Origin of the sequence: Faecalispora jeddahensis (genome assembly GCF_000577335.1) — a bacterium.
Taxonomy (GTDB): domain Bacteria; phylum Bacillota; class Clostridia; order Oscillospirales; family Acutalibacteraceae; genus Faecalispora; species Faecalispora jeddahensis.
This window is the reverse complement of sequence record NZ_CBYL010000016.1, coordinates 47576-70257: the sequence shown is the minus strand read 5'-3', so window position 1 is coordinate 70257 and position 22682 is coordinate 47576. Positions and strand designations below refer to the sequence as shown.

General features: G+C 54.1%; 17 protein-coding genes. 7 read left to right on the top strand and 10 right to left on the bottom strand.

The annotated features are described in order from the left end of the window. Both TY09_RS08085 and TY09_RS08080 read left to right on the top strand, forming a co-directional pair. A partial coding sequence (locus TY09_RS08085; RefSeq protein WP_042432928.1) for a methyl-accepting chemotaxis protein occupies positions 1–1694 on the top strand: 1694 nt, incomplete at its 5' end. 432 nt (positions 1695–2126) lie between these two features. After that, entirely contained in the window at positions 2127–4172 is a 2046-nt protein-coding gene (locus TY09_RS08080) for a methyl-accepting chemotaxis protein (RefSeq protein WP_242841461.1), read from the top strand. Positions 4173–4250: 78 nt separating this feature from the next. Here the strand turns inward: TY09_RS08080 and TY09_RS08075 are convergent, their stop codons facing one another. From TY09_RS08075 to TY09_RS08045, 7 genes are all read right to left on the bottom strand, one after another. Continuing rightward, the gene (locus TY09_RS08075; protein WP_042432923.1) at positions 4251–5126 is read right to left on the bottom strand and encodes a MerR family transcriptional regulator; all 876 of its coding nucleotides are present in this window, start codon (positions 5124–5126) and stop codon (positions 4251–4253) included. A gap of 142 nt (positions 5127–5268) precedes the next feature. After that, on the bottom strand, positions 5269–6504 hold the full coding sequence (locus tag TY09_RS08070) for a glycosyltransferase family 4 protein (RefSeq protein WP_042432920.1): 1236 nt from the start codon (positions 6502–6504) through the stop codon (positions 5269–5271). A 12-nt stretch (positions 6505–6516) separates the two neighbouring features. Beyond that, positions 6517–7599: a non-hydrolyzing UDP-N-acetylglucosamine 2-epimerase gene (gene wecB, locus TY09_RS08065; RefSeq protein WP_042432918.1), complete on the bottom strand. Its 1083-nt coding sequence runs from the start codon at positions 7597–7599 to the stop codon at positions 6517–6519. Next, on the bottom strand, positions 7596–8714 hold the full coding sequence (locus TY09_RS08060) for a Gfo/Idh/MocA family protein (RefSeq protein WP_042432915.1): 1119 nt from the start codon (positions 8712–8714) through the stop codon (positions 7596–7598). Before TY09_RS08060 ends, wecB begins: the two co-directional genes overlap by 4 nt. Positions 8715–8814: 100 nt before the next feature. Beyond that, a complete protein-coding gene (locus tag TY09_RS08055; RefSeq protein ID WP_042432912.1) occupies positions 8815–10134 on the bottom strand; it encodes a nucleotide sugar dehydrogenase in 1320 nt (439 codons plus the stop codon). A gap of 90 nt (positions 10135–10224) precedes the next feature. Continuing rightward, positions 10225–11358 (bottom strand): DegT/DnrJ/EryC1/StrS family aminotransferase, encoded by a 1134-nt coding sequence (locus TY09_RS08050; RefSeq protein WP_081759627.1) that lies wholly within the window; start codon positions 11356–11358, stop codon positions 10225–10227. Further along, a complete protein-coding gene (locus TY09_RS08045) occupies positions 11345–11935 on the bottom strand; it encodes an acyltransferase (RefSeq protein ID WP_009061652.1) in 591 nt (196 codons plus the stop codon). The genes TY09_RS08050 and TY09_RS08045 overlap by 14 nt, the downstream gene beginning before the upstream one ends. A 660-nt stretch (positions 11936–12595) precedes the next feature. On the opposite strand from TY09_RS08045, the gene TY09_RS08040 reads away from it, so the two are divergent. Both TY09_RS08040 and TY09_RS08035 read left to right on the top strand, forming a co-directional pair. Next, positions 12596–13774 (top strand): DegT/DnrJ/EryC1/StrS family aminotransferase, encoded by a 1179-nt coding sequence (locus TY09_RS08040; protein ID WP_042432909.1) that lies wholly within the window; start codon positions 12596–12598, stop codon positions 13772–13774. A 431-nt stretch (positions 13775–14205) separates the two neighbouring features. After that, the gene (locus TY09_RS08035) at positions 14206–16695 is read left to right on the top strand and encodes a methyl-accepting chemotaxis protein (protein ID WP_042432907.1); all 2490 of its coding nucleotides are present in this window, start codon (positions 14206–14208) and stop codon (positions 16693–16695) included. Positions 16696–16701: 6 nt separating this feature from the next. On the opposite strand, the gene TY09_RS08030 is transcribed toward TY09_RS08035, so the two are convergent. Then, the gene (locus tag TY09_RS08030) at positions 16702–16968 is read right to left on the bottom strand and encodes a hypothetical protein (protein ID WP_009061745.1); all 267 of its coding nucleotides are present in this window, start codon (positions 16966–16968) and stop codon (positions 16702–16704) included. 44 nt (positions 16969–17012) lie between these two features. Continuing rightward, the gene (locus TY09_RS08025) at positions 17013–17576 is read right to left on the bottom strand and encodes a ferritin-like domain-containing protein (RefSeq protein WP_009061678.1); all 564 of its coding nucleotides are present in this window, start codon (positions 17574–17576) and stop codon (positions 17013–17015) included. A 313-nt stretch (positions 17577–17889) separates the two neighbouring features. On the opposite strand from TY09_RS08025, the gene TY09_RS08020 reads away from it, so the two are divergent. Next, on the top strand, positions 17890–18102 hold the full coding sequence (locus tag TY09_RS08020) for a cold-shock protein (RefSeq protein ID WP_009061697.1): 213 nt from the start codon (positions 17890–17892) through the stop codon (positions 18100–18102). A 302-nt stretch (positions 18103–18404) separates the two neighbouring features. Then, complete coding sequence (locus TY09_RS08015; RefSeq protein ID WP_042432904.1) at positions 18405–19265, top strand: NAD(P)-dependent oxidoreductase; 861 nt, start codon at positions 18405–18407, stop codon at positions 19263–19265. An 82-nt stretch (positions 19266–19347) separates the two neighbouring features. On the opposite strand, the gene TY09_RS08010 is transcribed toward TY09_RS08015, so the two are convergent. After that, a complete protein-coding gene (locus TY09_RS08010; RefSeq protein ID WP_009061770.1) occupies positions 19348–20262 on the bottom strand; it encodes a sensor domain-containing diguanylate cyclase in 915 nt (304 codons plus the stop codon). Positions 20263–20701: 439 nt separating this feature from the next. Between TY09_RS08010 and TY09_RS08000 the strand changes: the two genes are divergently transcribed. Next, complete coding sequence (locus TY09_RS08000) at positions 20702–22300, top strand: peptidoglycan D,D-transpeptidase FtsI family protein (RefSeq protein WP_042432899.1); 1599 nt, start codon at positions 20702–20704, stop codon at positions 22298–22300. Positions 22301–22682: the final 382 nt, after the last annotated feature.

Here is a 22682-nt window from a genome sequence, read left to right as displayed (position 1 = left end):
ACGCAAAGCAGTATGTGGATTCTAAGGGGGAAAACGCCAAAGATTTTCCCACTTCTGAGCGGCCGTGGTTTATTCAGATGAAAGAACGGGGAAGTATGACCATGACCGACCCGTATGAGGATTTTACCACCAAGAAGCAGGTGGTATCGATCGTGACCCCTGTGTTTCAGGCGAACACCAATGAGATCATCGGTGCGGTAGGTCTCGATCTGGTGCTGGATAACCTGAACAAGAGCATGGCGGCTTACAAGCTGGGCAATACCGGCTTTTACATCCTGGTTTCTGCCGGCGGACAGGTCATTTACCATCCTGTGCAGGAGAATGTAAACAAGAGTCTTACGGATGTCGATTTGTCCGATAACTTCAAGCAAGCCACTACAGCCCACACGGAGGGCTTGATCGAATATACCTCCGGCACAACGCAGAGCCACGGGTATCTTTCCCCGGTGGGGGATACGGGCTGGATGCTCGCAACCGGCCTGCCAAACGCAGAATTCTATGCGAACTACAATCAGATCGTGTGGATCTGGGGCATTGTGATGCTGGTATCGATGGCGCTGGTTCTGCTGATGATTCTGCTCATCTCCAGCCGTCTCACAGCGCCGATCAAGCAGCTCGAGAAAGCGGCGAGCGAAGTGGCCGAGGGAAATCTGGATGTAACGGTATCTGTCAAATCACGGGACGAAACCGGTCAACTCGCGCGGGAGTTCGGGCGCATGGTGGCCCAGCTCAAAGATTACCGCGGTTATATTCAGGAGATTACCGATGCACTGGATACTATGTCTAAGGGCGATATGCGCATTCACCTGGAATATGAGTACGTCGGGGAGTTTGCTCCCGTGAAGCAGGCGCTACTGGGTATTTCGGATTCGCTGAGTAAGACACTTTCCTTGATCGATGAAATTGCGGCGCAGGTAAACTCGGGCGCAGAACAGGTCTCGAGTGCGGCGCAGGCGCTGGCGGCAGGCGCCACCCAGCAGGCTGCTTCTGTAGAGGAGCTTTCCTCCATGATTGCCCGTATTGACGAATCGTCCAGAGAGAATGCCAGAAATGCCGAAAACACAGTGGCCGTATTTGAAAAATCGAATCAGCAGTTTCAGTCCATCAGCAGCAGCGTGGAATCGCTTGAGGGCCACATGAGGGAGATCAGCAGATCGTCCGCAACGATCATGGGGATTACCCGTACGATCGAGGACATTGCATTCCAGACGAATATCCTGGCGCTGAATGCGGCGATCGAGGCGGCCCGGGCCGGTGCGGCGGGCAAAGGCTTTGCCGTGGTGGCGGACGAGGTTCGCAACCTTGCGGCAAAATCTGCCGAAGCTGTAAAGCAGACGGCGGAGCTGCTGGCAAAATCGAATCAGACGGTAGAGCTTGGGGCATCTGCGGTGGATGAGGTTTCCGGTTCTATCCAGACCGTGATCGAGCTGGGCAACCAGACGAATGAGGCGGTAATCGGAATGGGCAAGTCTGCAAAGGAGCAGGCCGAAGCAGTCAACCAGATTTCGGAGGGACTCTCTCAGATTTCGGCGGTGGTGCAGACCAACGCCGCCACAGCGGAAGAAAGCTCCGCTTCGAGCACAGAGCTTTCTCATCAGGCAGAGACCCTGCATCGCGAAATCCGCAGGTTCCAGCTCCACGATCAGGAGGAACTCCCTGCGGAGTTCGCCGGGGAGCGGGAAACCGAATTTTGATTTTGAAAGGGCTTATCAAAACGGGCGGATCGCCTGAAAATCATTCGTAACCCAAAAGGAAAAAGCCGTGCTTCTCAAAAAAGAGGCACGGCTTTTTTCTGCACTTTTTCTTTTTCGTGGAGTGAAAAACGTCACAGGAAATGGGCATGAAAGCTGGGGTTTGCAGAGAATCAAACCATTTATCGGGATTTTTAATGATAAATTTTCATGTTTTTTATTAAATTCTTACAATCAGTCAGCCGATATACAAAGCGGAGGAAGCAGATAGCTCAAAAATTTTACTGGGTTATTGGTGCTTTTTGAAACGGGTTGTCTGTGTTGCAGGCTCCCGTTTGGATAAAGAAAGGTGAAAGGGAATATCGAATGAAGAGAGAAAATCAAATTATAGCAAAAGATACAACGATCAAAGGTTTCCGGAGCTTAGGGGCCCGGATGATGGCTTTTATCGGCGTACCGGTACTTCTTTCCTATGTAATCATAGGGGGGATTCTGCTCGGTCTGGTGGGGGATTCTGTATCCCACCTGACTGAAAATGAGCTGCAGGCCAAATCCGAAGGCGCGGCTTATCAGGTGGATGAGTTTTTGATGCAGTACACTCAAATTTCAAGCCGGCTGGCTCAAAATGCGGATCTGCAGCGGATGATGACGGATTCCAATAAAAGTCATACGATGAGCGATGACGCAAGATTTGCCAACCTGTATCAGACCATGCAGAACATGCGTGGAACAGATAAAAATATTCTGTCTATTTTTATCGCGGACGTGGATGCGGAGCAGAGCATCAATACCAACGGCGGAAACAACAAGAGCTATACAACCACCGAACGCCCTTGGTTTATTGAAATGAAAAAGAAGAACGGCATCACGCTCACAGAGCCCTATGAAGACATCAATACAAAGCAGCAGGTGGTCACGATCGCCTCACCCGTGTATAAAAAGGGAACGTCAGAGATTATTGGCGCTGTGGGACTTGATCTTACCCTGACCAGCCTGAGCGAAAATGTTCGTTCTTTCAAAATCGGGCAGGAGGGATATTATATTCTGGTGTCCTCCGGCGGAAATATCGTTTCTCACCCCAAAGATGAATACCTCAATCAAAACATTTCCGATACGGATCTGACCGAGTCCATCGCGAAAAACTTTCAGGAGAAAAAGGTCGGGAGCGTTCAGTATACCTCTCACAGCATTGTCAGCTACGGGTATACCTGCGCTGTGGGCGACACCGGCTGGATGGTGGCGACCGGACTGCCGGAGAAGGAATATTTCCAGGAGTATAACAATGTACGCTTTGTACTGCTGATTTCTTTTGCGATTGCGCTTGGCGTTATCTTAGTGCTTCTGGTGCTGATTTCCGGAAGGCTGATCGCTCCCCTGAAGAAGTTGACCGTAACCGCTAATCAGATCGCGGAAGGAAATCTGGATGTGGAGATTTCGGTGCATAGTCAGGATGAAATCGGACGCCTGGGGGATGCGTTCAACCGAACGGTATTCCAGCTCTCTAATTACAGAGGCTATATTCAAGAGATTACCGATACACTGGAGACCATGGCCTCAGGCGATATGCGGATTCATCTGCAGCAGGAGTACGCCGGTGAGTTTGCCCCAGTCAAGCAGGCCTTGCTGGATATTTCCTCTTCGCTTTGCACAACGCTGTCTTCCATCGACGAAATCGCGGCACAGGTGAATTCCAGTGCGGAGCAGGTTTCGAGCGCGGCGCAGGCACTGGCAGCCGGTGCTACCCAGCAGGCAGCCTCCGTAGAGGAGCTTTCCTCCATGATTGCCCGCATTGACGAGTCGGCGAGAGAAAATGCTAAGAATGCCGAAAATACAGTGGCTGTGTATGAACAGTCCAATCAGAAGTTCAAGTCCATCAGCCGCAGTGTGGAGCTGCTTGAGGGCCATATGAAAGAGATCAGCCATTCGTCCACAACCATCATGGGGATCACCCGCACGATTGAGGATATTGCACTCCAGACGAACATTCTCGCGCTGAATGCCGCGATTGAAGCGGCCCGTGCCGGTGCGGCGGGCAAGGGCTTTGCTGTGGTGGCGGATGAGGTTCGCAACCTTGCGGCGAAATCTGCCGAAGCTGTGAAGCAGACGGCGGAGCTGCTGGCGAAATCAAATCAGGCGGTGGAGCTTGGCGCTTCTGCGGTGGATGAGGTTTCCGGTTCCATTCAGACCGTGATCGAGCTGGGCAACCAGACGAATGAAGCGGTGGTCGGAATGGGCCAGTCCGCACAGGAGCAGGCCGAAGCGGTCAACCAGATTTCGGAGGGACTCTCTCAGATTTCTGCGGTGGTACAGACCAATGCCGCCACGGCGGAAGAAAGCTCCGCTTCGAGTGCCGAGCTTTCGAGCCAGGCGGAAACCCTGCATCAGGAAATCCGCAAGTTTCAGCTGCATGATCAGGAGGAGCTCTCCGTACCCTCCGACGGGCACCCGGACATGGATTTTGATTCCTTTGAGGGCTTTTAACAATAGGCATAACACCTGAAAACAAAAAGAAAGTGCCGCGCTTCTCCGAAAGGAGAGGCGCGGCACTTTCTTGAACAATTACGGGTTCCATTTTTCTATCTCAGGATATCGGGACAGTATGGTTTCATTTGCGATTTCCAGCTGCCGGTAATACTGTGCATAAGAGCTGCTCAGTTCTTTTAAAGCGGGGAGAAATACATCGTAATACCCGCTTGTACTATTAAACGTTTTCAGCAGTGCCATCATTTTGTATGCGGGGGAGTTTTGATATTCCTCCGATTGCTTGTACGCCAGATACTGTTCCAAAAACTCTTTGTTTTCAGAAAGAAACTCATCCGGGTTTTCAATGGATTTTTGAGTGCTTTGAATCATTGTGTTGATCTGCTGGGTTCCAATCTGTCTGGTGCTTTCGGATAAATACTCCAGTAAATCCTCCGGGAGGTCGAGCGGCGGCAGATTATCCAGAAACGCCAGAATCTTTTCGTAAGCGGCTTGCTGCTTCTCTGTTTTGATCGGCTCGTTTAGAAATCGGGCAAAATGCAGGCAGATGAATCTGCCGTAATAGCCCGGGAACGCTTCCAGCAGCTTTTCGGTAATGGTCTTGCTGGTTTCAATGGTCTGTAATTCGGCGCTGATCTCAGCGTAGCTTTTGCCGCTGCTCAGCTGTTCTAATAAGGTTTTCTTTGCCTGTTCCCGTTTCAGACTCAATTCCTTTTGAACAGACAGGCGCTGCAGAGCGTCGCCGGATTCATCCGAAAGAACGGTTTTGATTTCTTCGCCAGAGATGCCGAGCTTTCTGAGAACAGAAATCTGTCCCAGTCGCTCCACCTCGTTTTGACCGAAGTCGCGGTATCCGTTTTCTAAAATCGCCGGACAAATCAATCCCTGCTCACAGTAGTATTCGATGGCTTTTTTTGTCACGCCTGTCGTCCGACTCACTTCATGAATCAGCATATCAATCACCTCCATCCAAGCATAAGCCACCCCCCAGGGGGACAGTCAAGTGTTTTTTAAAATATAAAGAAAGAGCAAGCGGTATCAAAACCTCTTGCTCTTTTTTCGCAGCTTCCCATCAAAATCGATCAGAAGCCGGATGCTATTTTGCCTGGGCGAGAACCTCCAGAAAACGGTTCGAAAGCACGTCGTATTCATGGTGCTTTAAAATATAATCCTGTCCATGCTTGCCCATGGTTTCCAGCTCCGCTTTCGGCGTGGATGCCAGAATCTGCGCCGCGCGCGCGATTTCCGCGGGGTCCTCCGGCGGAATCGAAATGCCGCATTTGGCGTCGGCCACCATGTCGTTGCCCGCTTCAATCGCGAAGATGACCGGCTTTGCCGCCATCATGTAATCCATCAGCTTGTTGGGGCTGACGCCGAAGCGGAACAACGGCTGGCGCTGCAGGCCGACATACAAAGCGTCCAGCTGTTCGAGCAGACCGGGCACCTCATCACGCTTTACGGCGGGCAGAGCCTCGACGACGTCGTTCAGCTCAAGATCGTTGATCTTCTGAATGAGCCGCTCGCGTTCCGGGCCCTGGCCCACCAGCAGCAGCTTGATCTTTTTATCCCGCAGCAGCTCTCCGGCCTCCACGTAGCTGTCCAGCGCGTTGGCAACGCCGTGCGCGCCGGTATAGCCGATCAGGAAATAGCCCTCTTCGTGGTATTGGCTGAGTTTTTCCGCGTACACCGGCGTTCCGGCTTCGGCCGTTTCCCAGTCCTCTTTCACGATGCCGTTCGGGATACATACGAATTTTTCCGGCTTCATGCCGTGCTCGATCATATGCTCCTGCGCGTTCGGCAGAATGGAAACAATGGTGTCGCAGTGCTTGTAGCAGTAGTTTTCCGCCGCCTGCATCAGCATGATATACGGGTGGTATTTGGGGATTCCGCCCAGCTCCATCGGGCTGAGCGGCCACAGGTCGTGCACCTCATAGATCAGCTTCGCGCCGTGCTTATCCGCCATTTTGCGCAGCGGATAAATCTCGAGCGGATAGGTGGAGGACGCGATCACAGCGTCGGGCCGGCCGGTTTCTGTAATGGCGCTTTCAAAGTTCGAAAGCCCCCGGATGAACGACAGCATATTTTTGATGCGTCCCATCCCGTTGCCGTGGTATTCGGGCCCGGCAATCCAGAAATAACGGATGCCGTCGATCATTTCCACCCAGTATGGGTGCCCTTTGGGGTCGGGATTATCGCCGCGCAGATGCGAAAAAGAGGACAAAACGATCGTGACCTGATGCCCCTGCCGCGCCCAGCGCTTGGCCATGAAATACGGGCGGTACTCCATGCTCTTGCCGGTGCCGGCATAGTGGTTGGACAAAATGATGTTCATGCCGCCGCCCCCTTAGTTGTTTTGTGAAAGCAGTGCCGCCGCGATTTTCTGGCTGGCAGCGCCGTCGCCGAACGGCATCAGCCCGCGTGCCGCGGGGTCCGGAATGGTATGCAGGGCCTTGTCGAGAATATCTTCTGTCTCGAGCTTCGAGAGGATGTTCCAGTTGCCTACCAGGGTTTCGACCCATTCGGTCTCCTGCCGCAGGGTCACGCAGGGAACCTCCATAAACCAGGCTTCTTTTTGCAGTCCGCCTGAATCGGTCAGCACCTGCTTTGCGCCGTTGGTTAACAGCAGCATTTCAAGGTAGCCCACCGGGTCAATCAGGCGGATATTGCGAAAGCCCTCTTTCGAAATAGCCTCTTCCGCCAGAGAGCGGGTGCGGGGGTGGATCGGCAGAACCACGGGTTCGGGCAGCTGCTCAAACGCGCGGAAGATGCGCACAACGGCAGGCAGACCGCCGTCGGTGGTCTCTGCCCGGTGGAGCGTTGCCAGCCGGTAGCCCTTCGGGGCAATGCCAAGCTGTTCATAAATTGCTGTTTTTTCCGGGTTGGCCTTGGCCAGCTTCAGAAAATGCAGCACAGAATCGAGCATCACGTCGCCGGTAATGGAAACGCCCGCCTCGATTCCCTCTTTTTTCAGGTTATCCTCCGCTGTCTGCGTGGGGCAGAACAGCCAGGTGGAAATGTGGTCGGTCAGCACGCGGTTCTGTTCCTCGGGCATGCGGCGGTTATACGAGCGCAGGCCCGCCTCCACATGCGCCACGGGGATGTGTAGCTTCGAGGCCGCGAGCGCCCCGGCCAGCGTGGAGTTTGTGTCGCCGTAGACGAGCAGGATATCCGGGCGCTCGCTGAGCAGCACTTCTTCAATGCGCATCAGCATTTCGCCGGTCTGCTTGCCGTGTGTGCCGGAGCCAACCCCCAGGTTATACTTGGGGCGGGGGATAGAAAGCTCCTCAAAAAACACGTCGGACATATTGTGGTCGTAGTGCTGCCCGGTGTGTACGATGATCTCGTCGCACGCGGGCGCCAGCGCGGCAGATACCACAGAGGCTTTGATGAACTGCGGTCTTGCGCCGACAATCGTTACGATCTTCACTGGGCGGCCTCCTCTGAATGATAGCGCACGTCGCTGTCGTTCATATCCAGGGTAGAGAATTCCAGATCGTCAAAGCGAACGGCCTGGCCGGTTTTCTGGGACTTGTACGCCGCAAGGATGATCTTGAGCGCCTTGATGCCCTCGGTTCCGCTTACGAGCGGCTGCGTGCCGGTCTGAATCGCGCGGATATAATCCGCGTACAGCGAGTTGTGGCCGTGGCCATATACGTCGGTCGGGTCAGTGCCGGCCAAAGCCGCCACGCGTTCATCCTGTTCGGCGGGCTGAGAGAAATTCCAGGTCTCTACGCGGTTGACCGCAAGGCCGCCGATGACGGCAGCACCGGTTTCGCCGAAGATGGAGAGGGTTTCTTCCAGATTCTTGGGGTATACGCACGCGGTGCCCTCTACCATGCCGATGGCGCCGTTCTTGAAGCGAATGAGAATGGCGCCGAAGTCCTCGGCCGCTATGTCGCGCAGGTAGTTGCCGGTCATCGCCATGATGGTTTCCGGCTCGCCGCCAAGGTTCCACTGCAGCAGGTCGATGTTGTGGATGCACTGGTTCATCAGTGTGCCGCCGTCCTGCTCCCAGGTTCCGCGCCAGGGAGCCTGCTCGTAGTAAGGCATGGAGCGGTTCCACAGAATGCGGGCGGTGCCGTTTACCAGCTTGCCGAAGCGGTTGTCCTCAATCGCGCGGTGCAGCTCCTGAATCGGGGCGTTAAAGCGGTTCTGGTGGCAGACGCCCAGCTTCAAACCGCGGGAATTTGCCTCCTGAATCATCAGCTGCGCGTCGTGAGTAGAAAGCGCCATGGGTTTTTCCACCAGAACGTGCTTGCCGCGGCGCAGGCAATCGAGCGCGATTTCGGCGTGGTAGCCGCTTTCGGTCGCGATGGAGCAGCAGTCGATTTCAAGCTCCTCCAGCGCTTTTTTGTAGTCGGTGTATACAGCGGGGCGCTTGCCGGTTTTTTCCTGCAGGCTGGCCGCCTTCTCTTCCGCCCGCTCTTCGATCAGGTCGCAGACGGCGACGAGTTCCATCAGTCCGGCGTTTTCCGCAGCGGCGGCAACGTGGTTTTTCGAGATTCTTCCGCAGCCGATCAGTAGGAAATTCAGTTTTTTCATTTCGTTCCCATCCTTCATCTTGCATCCATCATTTTGGTTTTTCACGCAGGAAGGAGCGCTGGCCCGGCCGGCGCTCCTGTACTTGCTTCGTCAAATCACATTACAGAAGCTCGATATTGCTTCTGTCCGCTACATCTTTCATCGCGTTTCTCGTATCGAAAATCGCCTTCGAGAGGGACTGAATTCTGTTGTAATCAAAGCACTCGTGCGCGGTGCAGATGATGACGATATCGGCATTTTTCAGCTCGTCGTCGGTCAGAGCGGTCAGGCCCTTATGCGCCTTGCCCTTGTGCTTGTATTCCGGAATATAGGGGTCAAAGAAGACGGCGTCCGCTCCCTGCTCCAGCAGGTGATCGATCACGTTCAGCGCGGGGGACTCGCGGTAGTCGTCGATGTCGTTTTTGTAGGCAACACCCAGTATCAGCACGCGCGCGCCGTTCATCGCGGTCTTGTTGCGGTTGAGCACCTTCATCGCGCGGTCTACCACGTATTCGGGCATCGCGGTGTTGATCTCACCGGAGGTTTCGATCAGCCGGGTGTGGTAATCATACTCGCGGGCCTTCCAGGTCAGGTAGAAGGGGTCGAGCGGAATGCAGTGGCCGCCGAGGCCCGGGCCGGGATAAAACGCCTGGAAGCCGTAGGGCTTCGTTTTCGCGGCGTCAATGACATCCCATACGTTGATGCCCATGCGGTTGCAGATAATCGCCATTTCGTTGGCAAGACCGATGTTGATGTTGCGATAGGTGTTCTCAAGCAGCTTTTCCATTTCCGCCACGGCGGGGGAAGCCACCTCGTATACGCCGCCCTCGAGCACGTTGCGGTATAAAGCCGCGGCGACCTCGGTGCTGTCTTTGCCTACGCCGCCCACGACCTTGGGGGTGTTCTTGGTTTTATACTGCTTGTTGCCGGGATCGACACGTTCGGGGGAGAACGCAAGGAAGAAGTCCTTGCCGCAGACAAGACCGCTTTCCTCTAAAATGGGCTTCAAAAGCTCCTCTGTGGTGCCGGGGTATGTGGTGGATTCGAGAATCACCAGCATACCGGCGTGCAGATATTTGGCAACAGACTCCGTGGAGCCCTTCACATAGCTGATGTCGGGCTGCTGGTATTTGTCCAGCGGAGTGGGCACGCAGATGGCAACGCAGTCTACGCTGCTGATAAAGGAGAAATCGCTGGTGGCGGAAAGCCTGCCGCTTTTTACCACATCCTCCAGGGCGCTGTCCACCACGTCGCCAATGTAATTGTGCGCGCGGTTGACCTGCTCCACCTTCTGCTCCTGAACGTCGAAGCCGATGGTTTTGTAGCCGGCCTTGGCGATTTCCACAGCCAGGGGCAGACCGACATAGCCCAGCCCGATAATGCCTACTGTGGCGGTTTTGCCTTCTATTTTGGAAAGAAGCTCCGTCTTGCGATTTGACATAGTTTGTTACCTACCTTTTTGTTTGCATTTCTTTCACTTTATAGTAACCAGGCGGAACACTCCGCCGAAGCGTACCAGAGTACGGCGGAATTATTCCGCCAGACCGTTCAGCGCCTCCGCCACATAGGTGACGATCTCGGGGGTGATGTAGCCGTGCATGGGCAGGCTGAACACCCGCTTGCTCAGGCTTTCGCTGACCGGGAAATCACCCTCCTTGTAGCCAAGATCCTTGTAAACCTCCTGCAGGTGCAGGGGCTTCGGATAATACACCATGGTGGGAATACCTTTTCCTTCCAGACCCTTCATCAGGCGGTCGCGCTCCTCGGGGGACTTGGCCTTAAGGGTATAGTACCCAAAACTGGACTCGAACTTTTCCGGGGTAACGGGAACGTCGAATTTGTCCTTCAGCAGGGAATTGTACAGTGCAGCCGCCTTGCCGCGGGTCTCGTTTTCCTGATCAAAAGCGTGCAGCTTCGGCAGCAGAATCGCGGCCTGAATGGTGTCGAGCCGGGCGTTGAGGCCGACGCGAACGTTATCGTATTTAAAGTCTCCCTTTCCGTGTACACGGATGGAAACGAGCAGGTCATACAGCTCTTTGTCGTCGGTGAAGATCGCGCCGCCGTCGCCGTAGCAGCCAAGGGCCTTTGCCGGGAAGAAGCTGGTGGCCGAAGCGTCGCCGAACGAGCAGGCCTTGCGGCCGTTGTTGACTCCGCCGAAGCCCTGGGCGGCGTCCTCCATCATGAGCAGCCCGAATTCGCGGCAGATGGGCAAAATCTCGTCGTAGTCGGCGGTCTGTCCGAACAGGTCGACCGGAATCACGGCCTTCGGATTCAGCTTTCCCTCCGCCTTGACGCGCTCGATCTGCTTGCGCAGGGAGGCGGGATCCAGGTTGAAGGTGTCTTCCTTCACATCGCAGAATACGGGGGTAGCACCCACAAGGCTCGCTACCTCGGCGGTTGCCATAAAGGTGAAGGCCGGTACGAACACCGCGTCGCCGGGGCCTACCCCCCAGGCCATCAGCGGCATTTGCAGCGCGTCGGTTCCGTTCGAGACGGAAACGCAGTATTTGCGGCCTACATACTTGCAGAGCTCCTGCTCCAGTTCTTCTACCTGCGGGCCGGAAATAAAGTGGCATTCCTCCAGAACCTTGGCGATTCCCGCGTCGATTTCCGGTTTGAGGTTACGGTACTGGGCCGACAAATCGTTGAATTCAATTTTCTGCATGATTTTTTTCCTCCTTCAGGCCTTCCGGCGTCTGTGTGTACTGCCTGCCGCATTTGTGGCAGTGCAGGGCTTCGTCCAGCGTTTCGCCGCATTCGCAGGCCCAGCCGCGCTGGTGCGCGGGGCTTCCCATCATAATAGCGTGCGCGGGTACGTCCTTTGTCACCACGCTGCCTGCGGCAATAAACGCATGTGCACCGATGCTGTGCCCGCACACGATCGTCGCGTTGGCGCCGATGCTGGCGCCCTCACCCACCGGAGTACGGACATAAAACTCAGAGCCCCGCTGGGGATATTTGCAGCGGGGACGCGGTACATTGGTAAACACCATGGAGGGGCCGCAGAACACGTAATCGCCGAGTTCTACGCCCTCATAAATGGAAACGTTATTTTGAATTTTGCAGTGATCGCCGATGGTTACACCCGGCGCCACAAAGACATTCTGCCCCAGAGTGCAGCCCTTGCCGATCCGGCAGCCGGAGGAGATATGGCTGAAATGCCAAACCCTGCTTCCCTCGCCGATCTGACAGCCGTCATCTGCGAAAGCGCTTTCGTGTACATAAAAATTTTTCTCGCTCACTGTGAGTAACCGCCATTCTTCGGCAGCAAAATAGGAATAGGCCGGTTTTGTTCCGCGCACCGCTGCCGAATTTGGCGCACGGTATCAGTTCCACTGATCTCCGGCATCATATTGGTTTATTCTATCATAGCTCTTGAAATCAGCCTTCTGAAACGCATTGCAGGTGTTGCAGCCATTCGGCCGATGATTCCATGTTCCCTCAGGCGGGGGAAGCTTTGCTTTTGCTTACGCCGCAAGATTTCTGATATCAGAAACCATCCGACCAGCGAACGAAAAATCCGCCCGGATAGCCAAAACTACCAGGCTGATGATCCCGTTCTCTCTCAGGCATTGAAAGCTTTACTTTTGTGAATGCCTTGATATGATATCATGAATCAAAAGCCGGTTTGCAAAGAACGCCCCTGCAATCGGAATCGTCCAGCGATGATTCAATACTGTCTCAGGCACACAATGCCTTACTCCGGTTTATTATATCGCTATTATTTACCAGAGTCAATCGTTTCAATCCGCAATCCGCCGATTCGTATTGACAAGAATTTCCGATCGTATTATCATAAACAGTACTTTCGTACATCAGTATGCCGCATACCGGATGTTTTGCGTAATTCAATCCTGCTCGGCCGATCCGGTCAGTGCCAAAAGCAGGGGAAAGGGATAGTTATGAGCAAGTTTGTTAGCCGCGACACGTTTATTCCCTATAATGTTCCCGACATTACAGAAGCCGAAATTGATGAAGTGGTTGCCACGCTGAAATCCGGCTGGCTTGCCAAAGGCCCCCGCACCATGCAGTTTGAAAAGCAGTTTGCCGAGTATCTGGGCGCAAAATATGCCGTTGCAATGAACTCCTGTACGGCCGCTTTGCATATGGCGCTGGCGGCGCAGGGCATTGGCCCGGGGGATGAGGTCATCACCACCCCGATGACCTATGTGGCCTCTGCGAATACGGTCGTTCACCTGGGTGCGACTCCTGTTCTGGCGGATATTGATTACCGCACAACCTGTATCGACCCGGACGAAATCGAAAAGAAGATCACGCCGAGAACAAAGGCGATTGTACCCGTCCATTACAGCGGCCAGGTATGCGATCTTGACCGCATCTATGAAATTGCGGACAAGCACAATCTGTTTGTTTCCGAAGATGCCGCCCACGCGCTCTGGAGCCGCTACAAGGGCAGGCTGATCGGCAATTCCCTGCAGGGAGCCGCGTCCTACAGCTTTTACGCCACGAAGAACCTGTGCACCGGCGACGGCGGCATGCTGGTTACCGACGACGAGGAAACCGCGGTCAAGGCCCGCATGCTCTCAAACAGCGGTATGAGCCAGAATGCTTGGAACCGTTATGCAAAGGGCGGCACGTGGAAATACGACATCGCTGAATTCGGTTATAAAAATAATATGTTCGACATTCAGGCCGCTTTGGGCCTGGTCCAGCTTCGCCGCCTGGAGGAAATGCAGGAGGCCCGCCTGAAGATCGCCGCCCGTTTCCAGGAGGCGTTTGGTGCGATGGATGCGATCGACGAGCCGTTTGTTCCCGAGTACACCACCCACTGCTGGCACCTGTATGTGATCCGCATTGTGCCTGAGGTGCTCACGATCGACCGCGATCAGTTTATCACGGAGCTCAACGAGCGCAATGTCGGTACCAGCGTACACTTTATCCCGGTGCACAACATGTCGGCGTATACCAAGCGCTTCGGCTACAAGCCTGAGGATTTCCCGGAGACGCAGAAGCATTTTGAGCGCTGCATTTCTCTGCCGCTGTATCCCGGCCTGACGGATGAGCAGGTGCAGTATATCATCGACGCGGTGGCGGATATCGCTGCGAAGTACCACAAATAAGCATTTTAAGGCAGGATTCTGCCGGCGAACGATACAATAGAATCAAACCCCAAAAGGGAGAGAAACCAGAAACGGCTTCTCTCCCTTTTTGTGTTGGTTTTAACACAGTTAACAGAATTCTTATGTTCTTCAAAGCAAATAAAACGCGCCAGAAAATTTGACAAGAGAGCAACTATCCGTTGTGACAAAAAATTTCCGGTATCCGGCTGGAATATTTGGTACCCTTTTTGGGATGATTTAATCCCGTTTTAACCCGCGCAGAAATGAAAGCGTTTTTCAACAAGAATGCTTCCTTTTCTTCCCTGTATTTCCTCTATTTTCCGGTTTTTGCAGAATGGGCCCAGCATCGGTTGATTCCTTTTCAGGAATCCGGTACGATGAAGCCGTAAGTTCGGTTTGGCCTTGGGGCCGGTCGGAAAAGGGAGGAAAAGATGCAGAAATTATCGCAGCTGTTTCAAAAAATCAAAGCGCTGATTTTTCAAAAAACAAACCCCAATAACCGTTTTGATGTGCGGAATCTGTTCAGGACCAAGCGGCTGGCCGTGCGTATGCCCTTACAGGCCGTGGCGCTGATTGCGCTGGTGATGGCGGCGATCATGACGGTGCTGAGCCTGAATCTTTCCGGAATCATGGTCAGCAACACCAAGAAAGACGTCAAATACCTCGCGCAGCAGAACGCGAATCTGGCGGCGGCTTACCTGGACACCATGCAGACCCGTTCCAGCGCGCTGGCGCTTGCAATGTCTGAGCTGGGGCAGCTTCACCTGACCAAGGAGCAGCTGCGTCCTTTTCTGAATGATATGCTGACCGGGATTCTGGAGGATGAACGGATTTTTTCCGTTTATGTTGCGTGGGAGCCAGACGTGTATTTTGACAAAACGCCGTACGGGCTTTCGTCCTATGCCTTCCGCAGCGGCAGCGATGTGGCGATGACGGTGAAAAACGATTATGACCAGTATCACGATAAAAGCTATTACGCAACCGTAAAGGAAACGCGCAAGCCTTTTATTACGGAGCCGTATGAGGTAGAGCTTTCCACTGGGATTTCCGCTGGAAAAAAAGCGTGGATCATCAGCATCAGCAACCCGATCCTCGATCCTTCCGGCGTGTTTGTCGGCGTGGCGAACTGCGATGTGCTGCTGGATACGCTGAACCAGATCCCGTTTGATCTGGGCGGCTACCAAACGTCGTACAGCTTTTTGCTGACACGGGAGGGCACCTATATTGCGCACTCCCAAAAAAGTGAGCTGCTCGGCACGCAGTATGGGCAGGCGGACAAGGCCGGGGAAAAAAGCGCCGGCCATGTGCGTGACCTTGCGGCGCAGGGAATGGAAGAATTTTTGTCCGGTACGGATGAATCCACGGGAAAAGATTCCTATCGAATCCAGATTCCGCTCTCCGTAGCCGGCATAGAGCAGCCTCTTTCGAGTGCGTTTGTAGTGCAGACGGGGGAAGCGCTGAGCCAGGCCCGGCAGCTGACGCTGATTATTTTGGGGATCGCATGTATCGGGGTGATCCTGCTCGGGGTTAGTATCGCGTTTCTGCTGCGGCGTGCGCTTGCGCCTCTGCAGAATGTGATGCAGCTTGCGCTGGAAATGAGGAACGGGAACCTGAACGCGGATATTCCGATCAGCGCGCAGGATGAATTCGGCGAGTTGGCGAATACCTTCCGTCAGACCTGCCTTGTGCTGAGTACCTATGTGCAGGAGATTTCCCGCGTTTTGGGGCAGATCAGCGCCGGTGACCTGCGGGTGGAGATTCAGAATGAGTACGCGGGGGATTTTGCTCCCATCCGCCGTGCCCTGCTCGAGATTTCGGAATCCCTGAACCGAACGTTTTACCGCGTGGGCCATTCTGCTGAGCAGGTGGATTCCGGTTCCGCGCAGATTTTCGAGGCCTCTCAGTCGCTCGCGCAGGGGGCGGGGGAGCAGGCCGAGGCGATCGAACGGCTTTCCGCGGCGGTCAGGCAGGTGTCGGCGCAGGCGGAAGAAAACGCGGACGGCGTGCGCAGCGCGGCACAGCACGTTGCGTCGACGGACGAACAGGCCTCCAAGGGGACGGAGCGGATGTCCGAACTGACGGCTGCCATGGGGGAGATCAGCGCTTCTTCGGCGCAAATCAAGCAGATCACCCGCATGATCGAGGAAATCGCGTTCCAGACGAATATTCTGGCGCTGAACGCTTCCATAGAAGCAGCGCACGCGGGAGCGGCCGGCCGGGGCTTTTCCGTTGTGGCGCAGGAGGTTCGCAACCTTGCGGCAAAGTCCGCTGAAGCCGCGCGGGAGGCGGAGGCGCTGATCCAAAAATCCTCCAGCCAGGTGCAAAGGGGCTCTGATATTGCGGGCCAGACGGCGGGAATCTTGAGCGTGATCGAGGAGCAGGCCCGGCAGATGAAGGGGATTATGGATCAGATCGATTCTTCCGCGGCAGAGCAGGCGATTGCCATCGCGCAGATCACCCGCGACCTGGAATCGGTGTCTGTCGGGGTGCAGAGCAGCGCGGCTTCCGCGGAAGAGGGGTCTTCGGCCAGCCAGGCTTTGTCGGGGCAGGCGGCTGCGCTGCACAGGGAGCTTGCCCGGTTCCGTTTTTCCTCTGTGGAGCAGACGCACTGGAAAACAGAAGAAACGTGCCTGCCCTTGATAGACGCGAAAATGCCCGACAATCTCCCTGTACAGGAGATGCCGGGCAAAGAGGAACCGACGGAAGAATACACAGAGGAAAGCGAGATTATTCCCCAAAGTGATGAGCCAAATCTGGAAATAACCTATTCCGATGAGGCAGAAGCCGAAACAGCGGATGCCGAACCCGTAGAAGCGGAGGCTGCATTGGATTGGCAGTCGGAGAATCTAGAAACGGCGGATGAGGAAGCTCTCCCAGAAAAACCGGAGACGGAAGAACCGGAGACAGAAGAGGCTTCTTAACCGCTTTCACAGCACCGTTAAAAACCGGCAGGCAGAAAAAGCGCCGCTTTCCGCCTGCGGATGGTTCAGGCAAGCAGGCTGCGGCGCAGAGCTCTCGTTTTGATCAAAATCTTTTGAAAACTGCCCCACCAGCATGCGGGACGGCAAAGTGTCCATATTCTGTCTGGCCTGTGCGCGCAGCTGATACGCGGCAAAAAAGCACAGCACAGAAATGACGGCCAGCACAACCGCCAGCACACCGAGCAATGTCTCTGTCCTTTTCTTTTGCGGCATGACACCATTCCCTCCGGCGGGAGAAATCCCGCAATGGATATGGATCAAGTGTTGCCGGAATCTGTAAAATCATTCAGCAGGGGCCCGGCTTTACCCGGGTCTGACAAAAAACTGGTCAAAATCTGGATGTGCCGCTGTTCATCGAGTATGATGCGGGCGAACAGACGCTGGATCTGGTCGTTTGTGATCTGGCAGATGAGAAGCTTATAATGCGAAATCGCGTCAAGCTCCCCCTCAATGTCTGATTTTAGGATGGCTTCGAGCGTACACTGGTAATCCGGGAACATGCCGCTCCAGTAGTGGTTTGTCACACACGACTGCAAAAACGGCCGGCCTCCCAGATCAAAAATCAGCTTTCCCAAAAGCTGCAGGTGAATTTGCTCCACTTGCGCTATTTTTTGGTAAGCGAGGTATATTTGCGGATATTTTTCCAAATAATAGCGATGTACCAGGTACTGGTTCACGGCAGTCATTTCAGATCCCCGCCCGGCATAGCCGTCGGAAATCAGCGTGGCATACCGGCGGTTCGGACTCTGTACTTCTACCTGCGGATACGGCAGGTTCACCTGATAAGGAAAAAGCGCCGCCTGAAGAACGTCGTCTGGCATGGTGATCCCCTTCCTGCATTTGGTGGCTTCTTGCTGTTACATGGTATGAGAAGAAGAAGGGTTTTAGAGCAGTCTGAAGAATTTTTTCGGGGCAGAATCCAACCCGAAAGCCGCGTATAAAGAAAAGCGGACGTGGAAAACTGTTTGACAAAGCAGTCACTTCATGTTATACTAATCTTGCATTCTAAATGATGTACGAAAATGAGCTCACATCTTGATGTAAGTCATTGTCCGTTAATGATTTATGCAAGATGTAGGCTTTTTCTTTTTTACAGTTTTGGATACAACATTTTTCTAAGGAGGTGCTTTTCTTATGGAGAAAGGTACAGTCAAATGGTTCAACGCAGAAAAGGGTTATGGTTTTATCGCCAACGACAATGGTGGAGATGACGTGTTCGTTCATTTTTCCGCTATCGCCGGTCAGGGATATAAATCACTGAGTGAAGGTCAGAAGGTCACTTTTGAAGTGGAAACCGACGCTCGCAATGGCAAGCTGAAGGCTGCCAATGTTGAGATCGCTCAGTAATTTTTTCTGAAACGAACGAAAAGCCGTCCCGTGTGGGGCGGCTTTTTCTCATGAACCGGGCCTTTTCTTTTCGGAGACGTCGGTTGATGAAATTTCCAAAATAAAACATTTCTCTATTTCCTCTTGATTTATGCTATAATAACCTCACGCCGCAGACAAAAGCAAAGCTTTTGGCGGCTGAGAGAGCATGGAATCATCTGCAGGGTGGTCACGAGAATGTAGAGCAGACGCTTATAAGCTGGTTTGCTGATTGATGATATCGTTATCTGAATCATTGAATGTGATCGGAAAGAAGGCTGACAATGAAGAAAATCGGATGGATTGGTGTGGGCATTATGGGCAAATCCATGGTCCGCAATTTGATGAAGGCGGGCTTTGAACTGCATATTTATGCCCGTACAAAAGCCAAAGTGGAGGATGTTATTCATGAGGGGGCCATCTTTCACGAAACCATACGGGACTGCGTCGAGGGATGCGAGGCGGTTATCACCATGGTGGGGTTTCCCAGGGATGTTGAGGAAGTCTACTTTGCGGAAAACAATATTTTAAGCAGCGCCGGCGTCGGCGCATATCTGATCGATATGACGACTACCAGCCCTGCTTTGGCAAAAAGACTGAGTGAGGCGGGTACCGCAAGGGGGTATTATATGATAGACGCTCCGGTCACCGGCGGTGACCGCGGCGCCCGCAGCGGAACCCTTTCTATTATGGTTGGCGGCGAACAGAAAGATTATGAAGCGTGCTTGCCGCTGTTTCAGGCGATGGGCGAAAACATCCGCTACCACGGGAAGGCCGGATGCGGCCAGCACGCCAAGCTGGCGAATCAAATTATCATTGCGGGTACGCTTTCTGGTATCTGCGAAGCGCTGGCCTATGCGAAGGCACAGGGGCTTGATTTGCAGACGGTGTTTGATTCTGTTTCCACCGGGTCTGCCGCAAGCAGGCAGCTTAGCTCCCTCGCCCCTAAAATGATGGACGGCGATTATGCTCCCGGGTTCTTTTTAAAGCATTTTGTCAAGGATATGAAGCTTGCTTTGGAAGAAGCTGATGCCGTGGGCCTTGACCTTGCTGTTCTGCGGCAGACTCTTTCCAATTCGAAAGAGCTGGAAGATGCCGGATACGGCGATTTGGGCACGCAGGCTTTGATCAAGCATTATGAATAATAAAAAGAGGCAGGACGGCAATCCGTCCTGCCTCTTTTTATTGACTGGAATTGTATATTGCACTGTGATTTTTAAAGCCGGATCACCCAATCTTCTCTGAAATTTCGCTGCGCACGCAGTTTCGAACCAGCTTTGCCCGGTACAGAAAGTCATCCGCCCTGGCAAGGTAGGCGTCCGTATCCACCCCGAATTCTCTGTGATACACCGCCGCCCCAAAGCTTGCGGTCAGCTCGATCCGCTGAGAGTTGTGGTAAACCTCCAGATATTCCACCTGCCGGCGAAGATGCTCCAAATGCGCCAGAGCATCCTCAAGGTCTGTATTCGGCAGGCAGATGACAAACTCATCCCCGCCGAACCGCCCCAGAAAATCGTGCGGGCGCAGATTTGATGAAAGGCACTCCGTGAACCGCTTGAGTACCACATCGCCGCCGATGTGGCCATAGGTGTCGTTGATGTTTTTAAAATAGTCGATATCCGCAATCACAAGGGTCAGCGGCAGGTTTTCCCACCGGGCCCTGTTCATTTCAGCGCTCAGCAGCTCCACAAAGCTTCTGCGGTTGAGTGCCCCGGTCAGAAAATCGTGCATCGCCAGGAACTCGTTTTCCTCCTGGCTTCTGCGCAGGTTGGCCTCAGCCTGCTTGTAGGTTGTCATGTCGCGGATGGAAAGCACGGCGAGCCGCACACCATCCTTGTCCTGAAAAAGTGCGGAGGTGTAGTCGGCAACGAATTTGCTGCCGTCGCCTTTGATAAAGGTCAGCTCCTTTCGGGTTTTTCCCAGTCTTTCGCGCTCCTGTATCGCAAGCGCCAGCTTGGGGTCGCCCAGGTCAACGATCCCGGCTCGTCCCGCGCGGCACAGCTCTTCCTCTGTTCTCAAAAACAGGCGGCAGGCCGCCGGATTGGCCCGGTAGATTTTTCCCCTTGGGCTTGTGATCAGAATCGCGTCCTGACTGTTTTCGAAAATGAGCCGATAATGATCTTCATTGATTTGAAATCCCATCTTGTTTTCCTCCTTCGAATCCTGAAGGCGTTGGCTGGATCTGCATCAGCATTTCGAAAACCGGCGGCGTTTGTTCCGCTTTGGTCCGAAATTCTGATCTGCACGCAGGGTGGGGTTTCCACGCTTTATGCGAGGTTCTGAAACTGCCATTCAGTTTCTTTTACTATGAATATATATCAATCAATTGACGATGTAAAGCGGTGAATCGCATAGAAAGCCCAAATAACAAAAATAAATTTTATTTTTCTTTTTCTGCAATTCTGGATGTTTTTTCTATCCCGGAAAACAGAGGGATCTGGTTCCCCGGTAGGTTTGCAGTAACTGAAACGTACAAGCTCGAAAAATGGGATTTTAAGCGGGATATGGTGTTTTTCGTACCGCTTTGCGCTGATTAAAGCTTCCTGTTTCTGGATATGCTAAGAAACGGGAGGGATTCGGGATGAGCAAGCGCGTTGCAGCGTTTTTTTCCATTTTTATGGTCTGCATGTTTCTGCTTCTGATGAACCTGTATCACATTGCTACGGGCAGTCAGCTTGCCGAAACCGCCGACCGCCAAAGCAGCTACCGTTTGACGGTAGCATCAGGCCGAGGCACCATTTACGATACAAAACTCAATCCGCTTACAGGAACTGAAAAGGGATATACGGCTGTGATCAACCCTACGCCGGAGTCAGCCTCCGCACTGGCGGAGGTTCTTCCCCGCACGCGGATGGAAGAAGTCTATATGCTTTTGACAAAAGGAAAGCCGTTTCTGCTGGGGCTGCCAAAAGCCGTTTCGGCGGATGGGATCGACACCTTTGAAACGAACCGCCGCTATGGCACGAGCGAACAGATCGCCGCCAATGTGATCGGCTATCTGGATGGGAGCGGCACGGGCGTAGCGGGAGTTGAAAAGGCGTATCAGGAATTTTTGTCCAGCGATCCGGGAGAAGTCGCAGTCAGCTACCGGGTGGATGCGGTCAACCGGATTCTGCCGGGAGAGAATAAAGAGGTAACCGATACCTCAAACAAAAATAAAAAGGGTGTCGTGCTGACACTGGATGCCGAAATTCAGGCGCTGGCGGAGCAGTCGGCAAAAAAATACCTGAAAAAGGGCGCTGTCGTCGTTACAGAGGTGCCGAGCGGGAAAATCCGCGCGATGGTCAGCCTGCCGGATTTTTCACCGAATGATCTGCAGTCGGCGCTGGATAATCCGGATTCCCCGCTTTTGAACCGCGCGATTTCCGCTTACAGCGTCGGCTCCGTGTTTAAAGTGGTTTCCGCGGCCACGGCGCTCGAGAGCGGCGTTTCGCCGAGCACCACCTTTACCTGTACCGGAGGAATTGAAGTGGGTGGGGGCGTGTACCACTGCTATAACGGCAAGGCGCACGGCACGCTGGATATGCAGGGCGCGATCGCGCAGTCGTGCAATACCTACTTTGTAAGGCTGATGCAGCAGGTGCCGAACGAGACCTTTCTCAGTATGGCAAAGTCGCTCGGCTTTGGCCAGAGCCTGACCTTAGCGCCGGGCTATGCCTCTGCGGCGGGGAGCCTGCCGGAGAAAGACGAGCTTCTGGTGCCGCGCGCGCTGGCGAATTTTTCGTTTGGGCAGGGCGTTCTGACCGCGACGCCGGTGCAGATTGCCGGGCTGATGAACGCGGTGGCCTCTGGCGGACTGTATACGCCGCCCAGCCTTGTGCAGGGGCTGGTGGATGAAAATCTGCAGTATGTAGAGGCGGCGAAACAGGCGGAATCCGTGCGGGTGATGTCGCAGGACACGGCGGCGCAGCTGCGGCAGTTTATGGGCGTGGCGGTAGAGGACGGCACGGCGAAAAAGGGCAAGCCGGTGCTCGGCGGGGCCGGGGTGAAAACGGGAACAGCCCAGACCGGGCAGTTTGAAGGCAGCAAAGAGATCGTGCAGGGCTGGTACACGGGATTCTTCCCGCTCGAGAGCCCGCGCTACAGCATTGTGGTGCTTTCCGAGAACGCACAGGGCGCCAGCGATGGAGCCCCGGTTTTTCAGGAAATTGCGAATGCCCTGATCTCAAAAACCAATTGACAACCGCTGGAATTCGGGAGTATAATAAAAACGATTTTGATAGAAAAAAGGCGTATATGGGAAAGAAGCTGTTTTCGTGTTTCGCAGCAGAGAGAGGGTTCCGCCGGCACAGTGCCGGTTTGGCTGAAAGACCCTTGCGAGCAGCGGGCAGCAGGCCCCTCCCGCAGCCGCCGGGTGAAGAATCCGGACGTTCCCCGCGTTAAAGGGCTTGAGTGGCGCGGTTTGCGCAATTTGGGTGGTACCACGGGCTTTCTCCGTCCCATTTCGGGCGGTGGAGGTCTGTTTTTTTGTGCTCCCATGGTTTGTCGCGCACCCATTTCAATTGCAGTCAATTCACTTGAAAGGTGACTTTCTTTATGGAAAAACAGGGGCTTCTTCCGCC

Excerpts from the sequence above, each read along its gene's own strand:
- TY09_RS08010 (WP_009061770.1), bottom strand. The coding sequence starts at position 20,262 with ATGGGATTTCAAATCAATGAAGATCATTATCGGCTCATTTTCGAAAAC.
- TY09_RS08015 (WP_042432904.1), top strand. The coding sequence starts at position 18,405 with ATGAAGAAAATCGGATGGATTGGTGTGGGCATTATGGGCAAATCCATG.
- TY09_RS08075 (WP_042432923.1), bottom strand. The coding sequence starts at position 5,126 with ATGCTGATTCATGAAGTGAGTCGGACGACAGGCGTGACAAAAAAAGCC.
- TY09_RS08070 (WP_042432920.1), bottom strand. The coding sequence starts at position 6,504 with ATGAACATCATTTTGTCCAACCACTATGCCGGCACCGGCAAGAGCATG.
- TY09_RS08060 (WP_042432915.1), bottom strand. The coding sequence starts at position 8,714 with ATGAAAAAACTGAATTTCCTACTGATCGGCTGCGGAAGAATCTCGAAA.
- TY09_RS08035 (WP_042432907.1), top strand. The coding sequence starts at position 14,206 with ATGCAGAAATTATCGCAGCTGTTTCAAAAAATCAAAGCGCTGATTTTT.
- TY09_RS08000 (WP_042432899.1), top strand. The coding sequence starts at position 20,702 with ATGAGCAAGCGCGTTGCAGCGTTTTTTTCCATTTTTATGGTCTGCATG.
- TY09_RS08040 (WP_042432909.1), top strand. The coding sequence starts at position 12,596 with ATGAGCAAGTTTGTTAGCCGCGACACGTTTATTCCCTATAATGTTCCC.
- TY09_RS08020 (WP_009061697.1), top strand. The coding sequence starts at position 17,890 with ATGGAGAAAGGTACAGTCAAATGGTTCAACGCAGAAAAGGGTTATGGT.
- TY09_RS08050 (WP_081759627.1), bottom strand. The coding sequence starts at position 11,358 with ATGCAGAAAATTGAATTCAACGATTTGTCGGCCCAGTACCGTAACCTC.
- TY09_RS08080 (WP_242841461.1), top strand. The coding sequence starts at position 2,127 with ATGATGGCTTTTATCGGCGTACCGGTACTTCTTTCCTATGTAATCATA.
- TY09_RS08055 (WP_042432912.1), bottom strand. The coding sequence starts at position 10,134 with ATGTCAAATCGCAAGACGGAGCTTCTTTCCAAAATAGAAGGCAAAACC.
- TY09_RS08030 (WP_009061745.1), bottom strand. The coding sequence starts at position 16,968 with ATGCCGCAAAAGAAAAGGACAGAGACATTGCTCGGTGTGCTGGCGGTT.
- TY09_RS08025 (WP_009061678.1), bottom strand. The coding sequence starts at position 17,576 with ATGCCAGACGACGTTCTTCAGGCGGCGCTTTTTCCTTATCAGGTGAAC.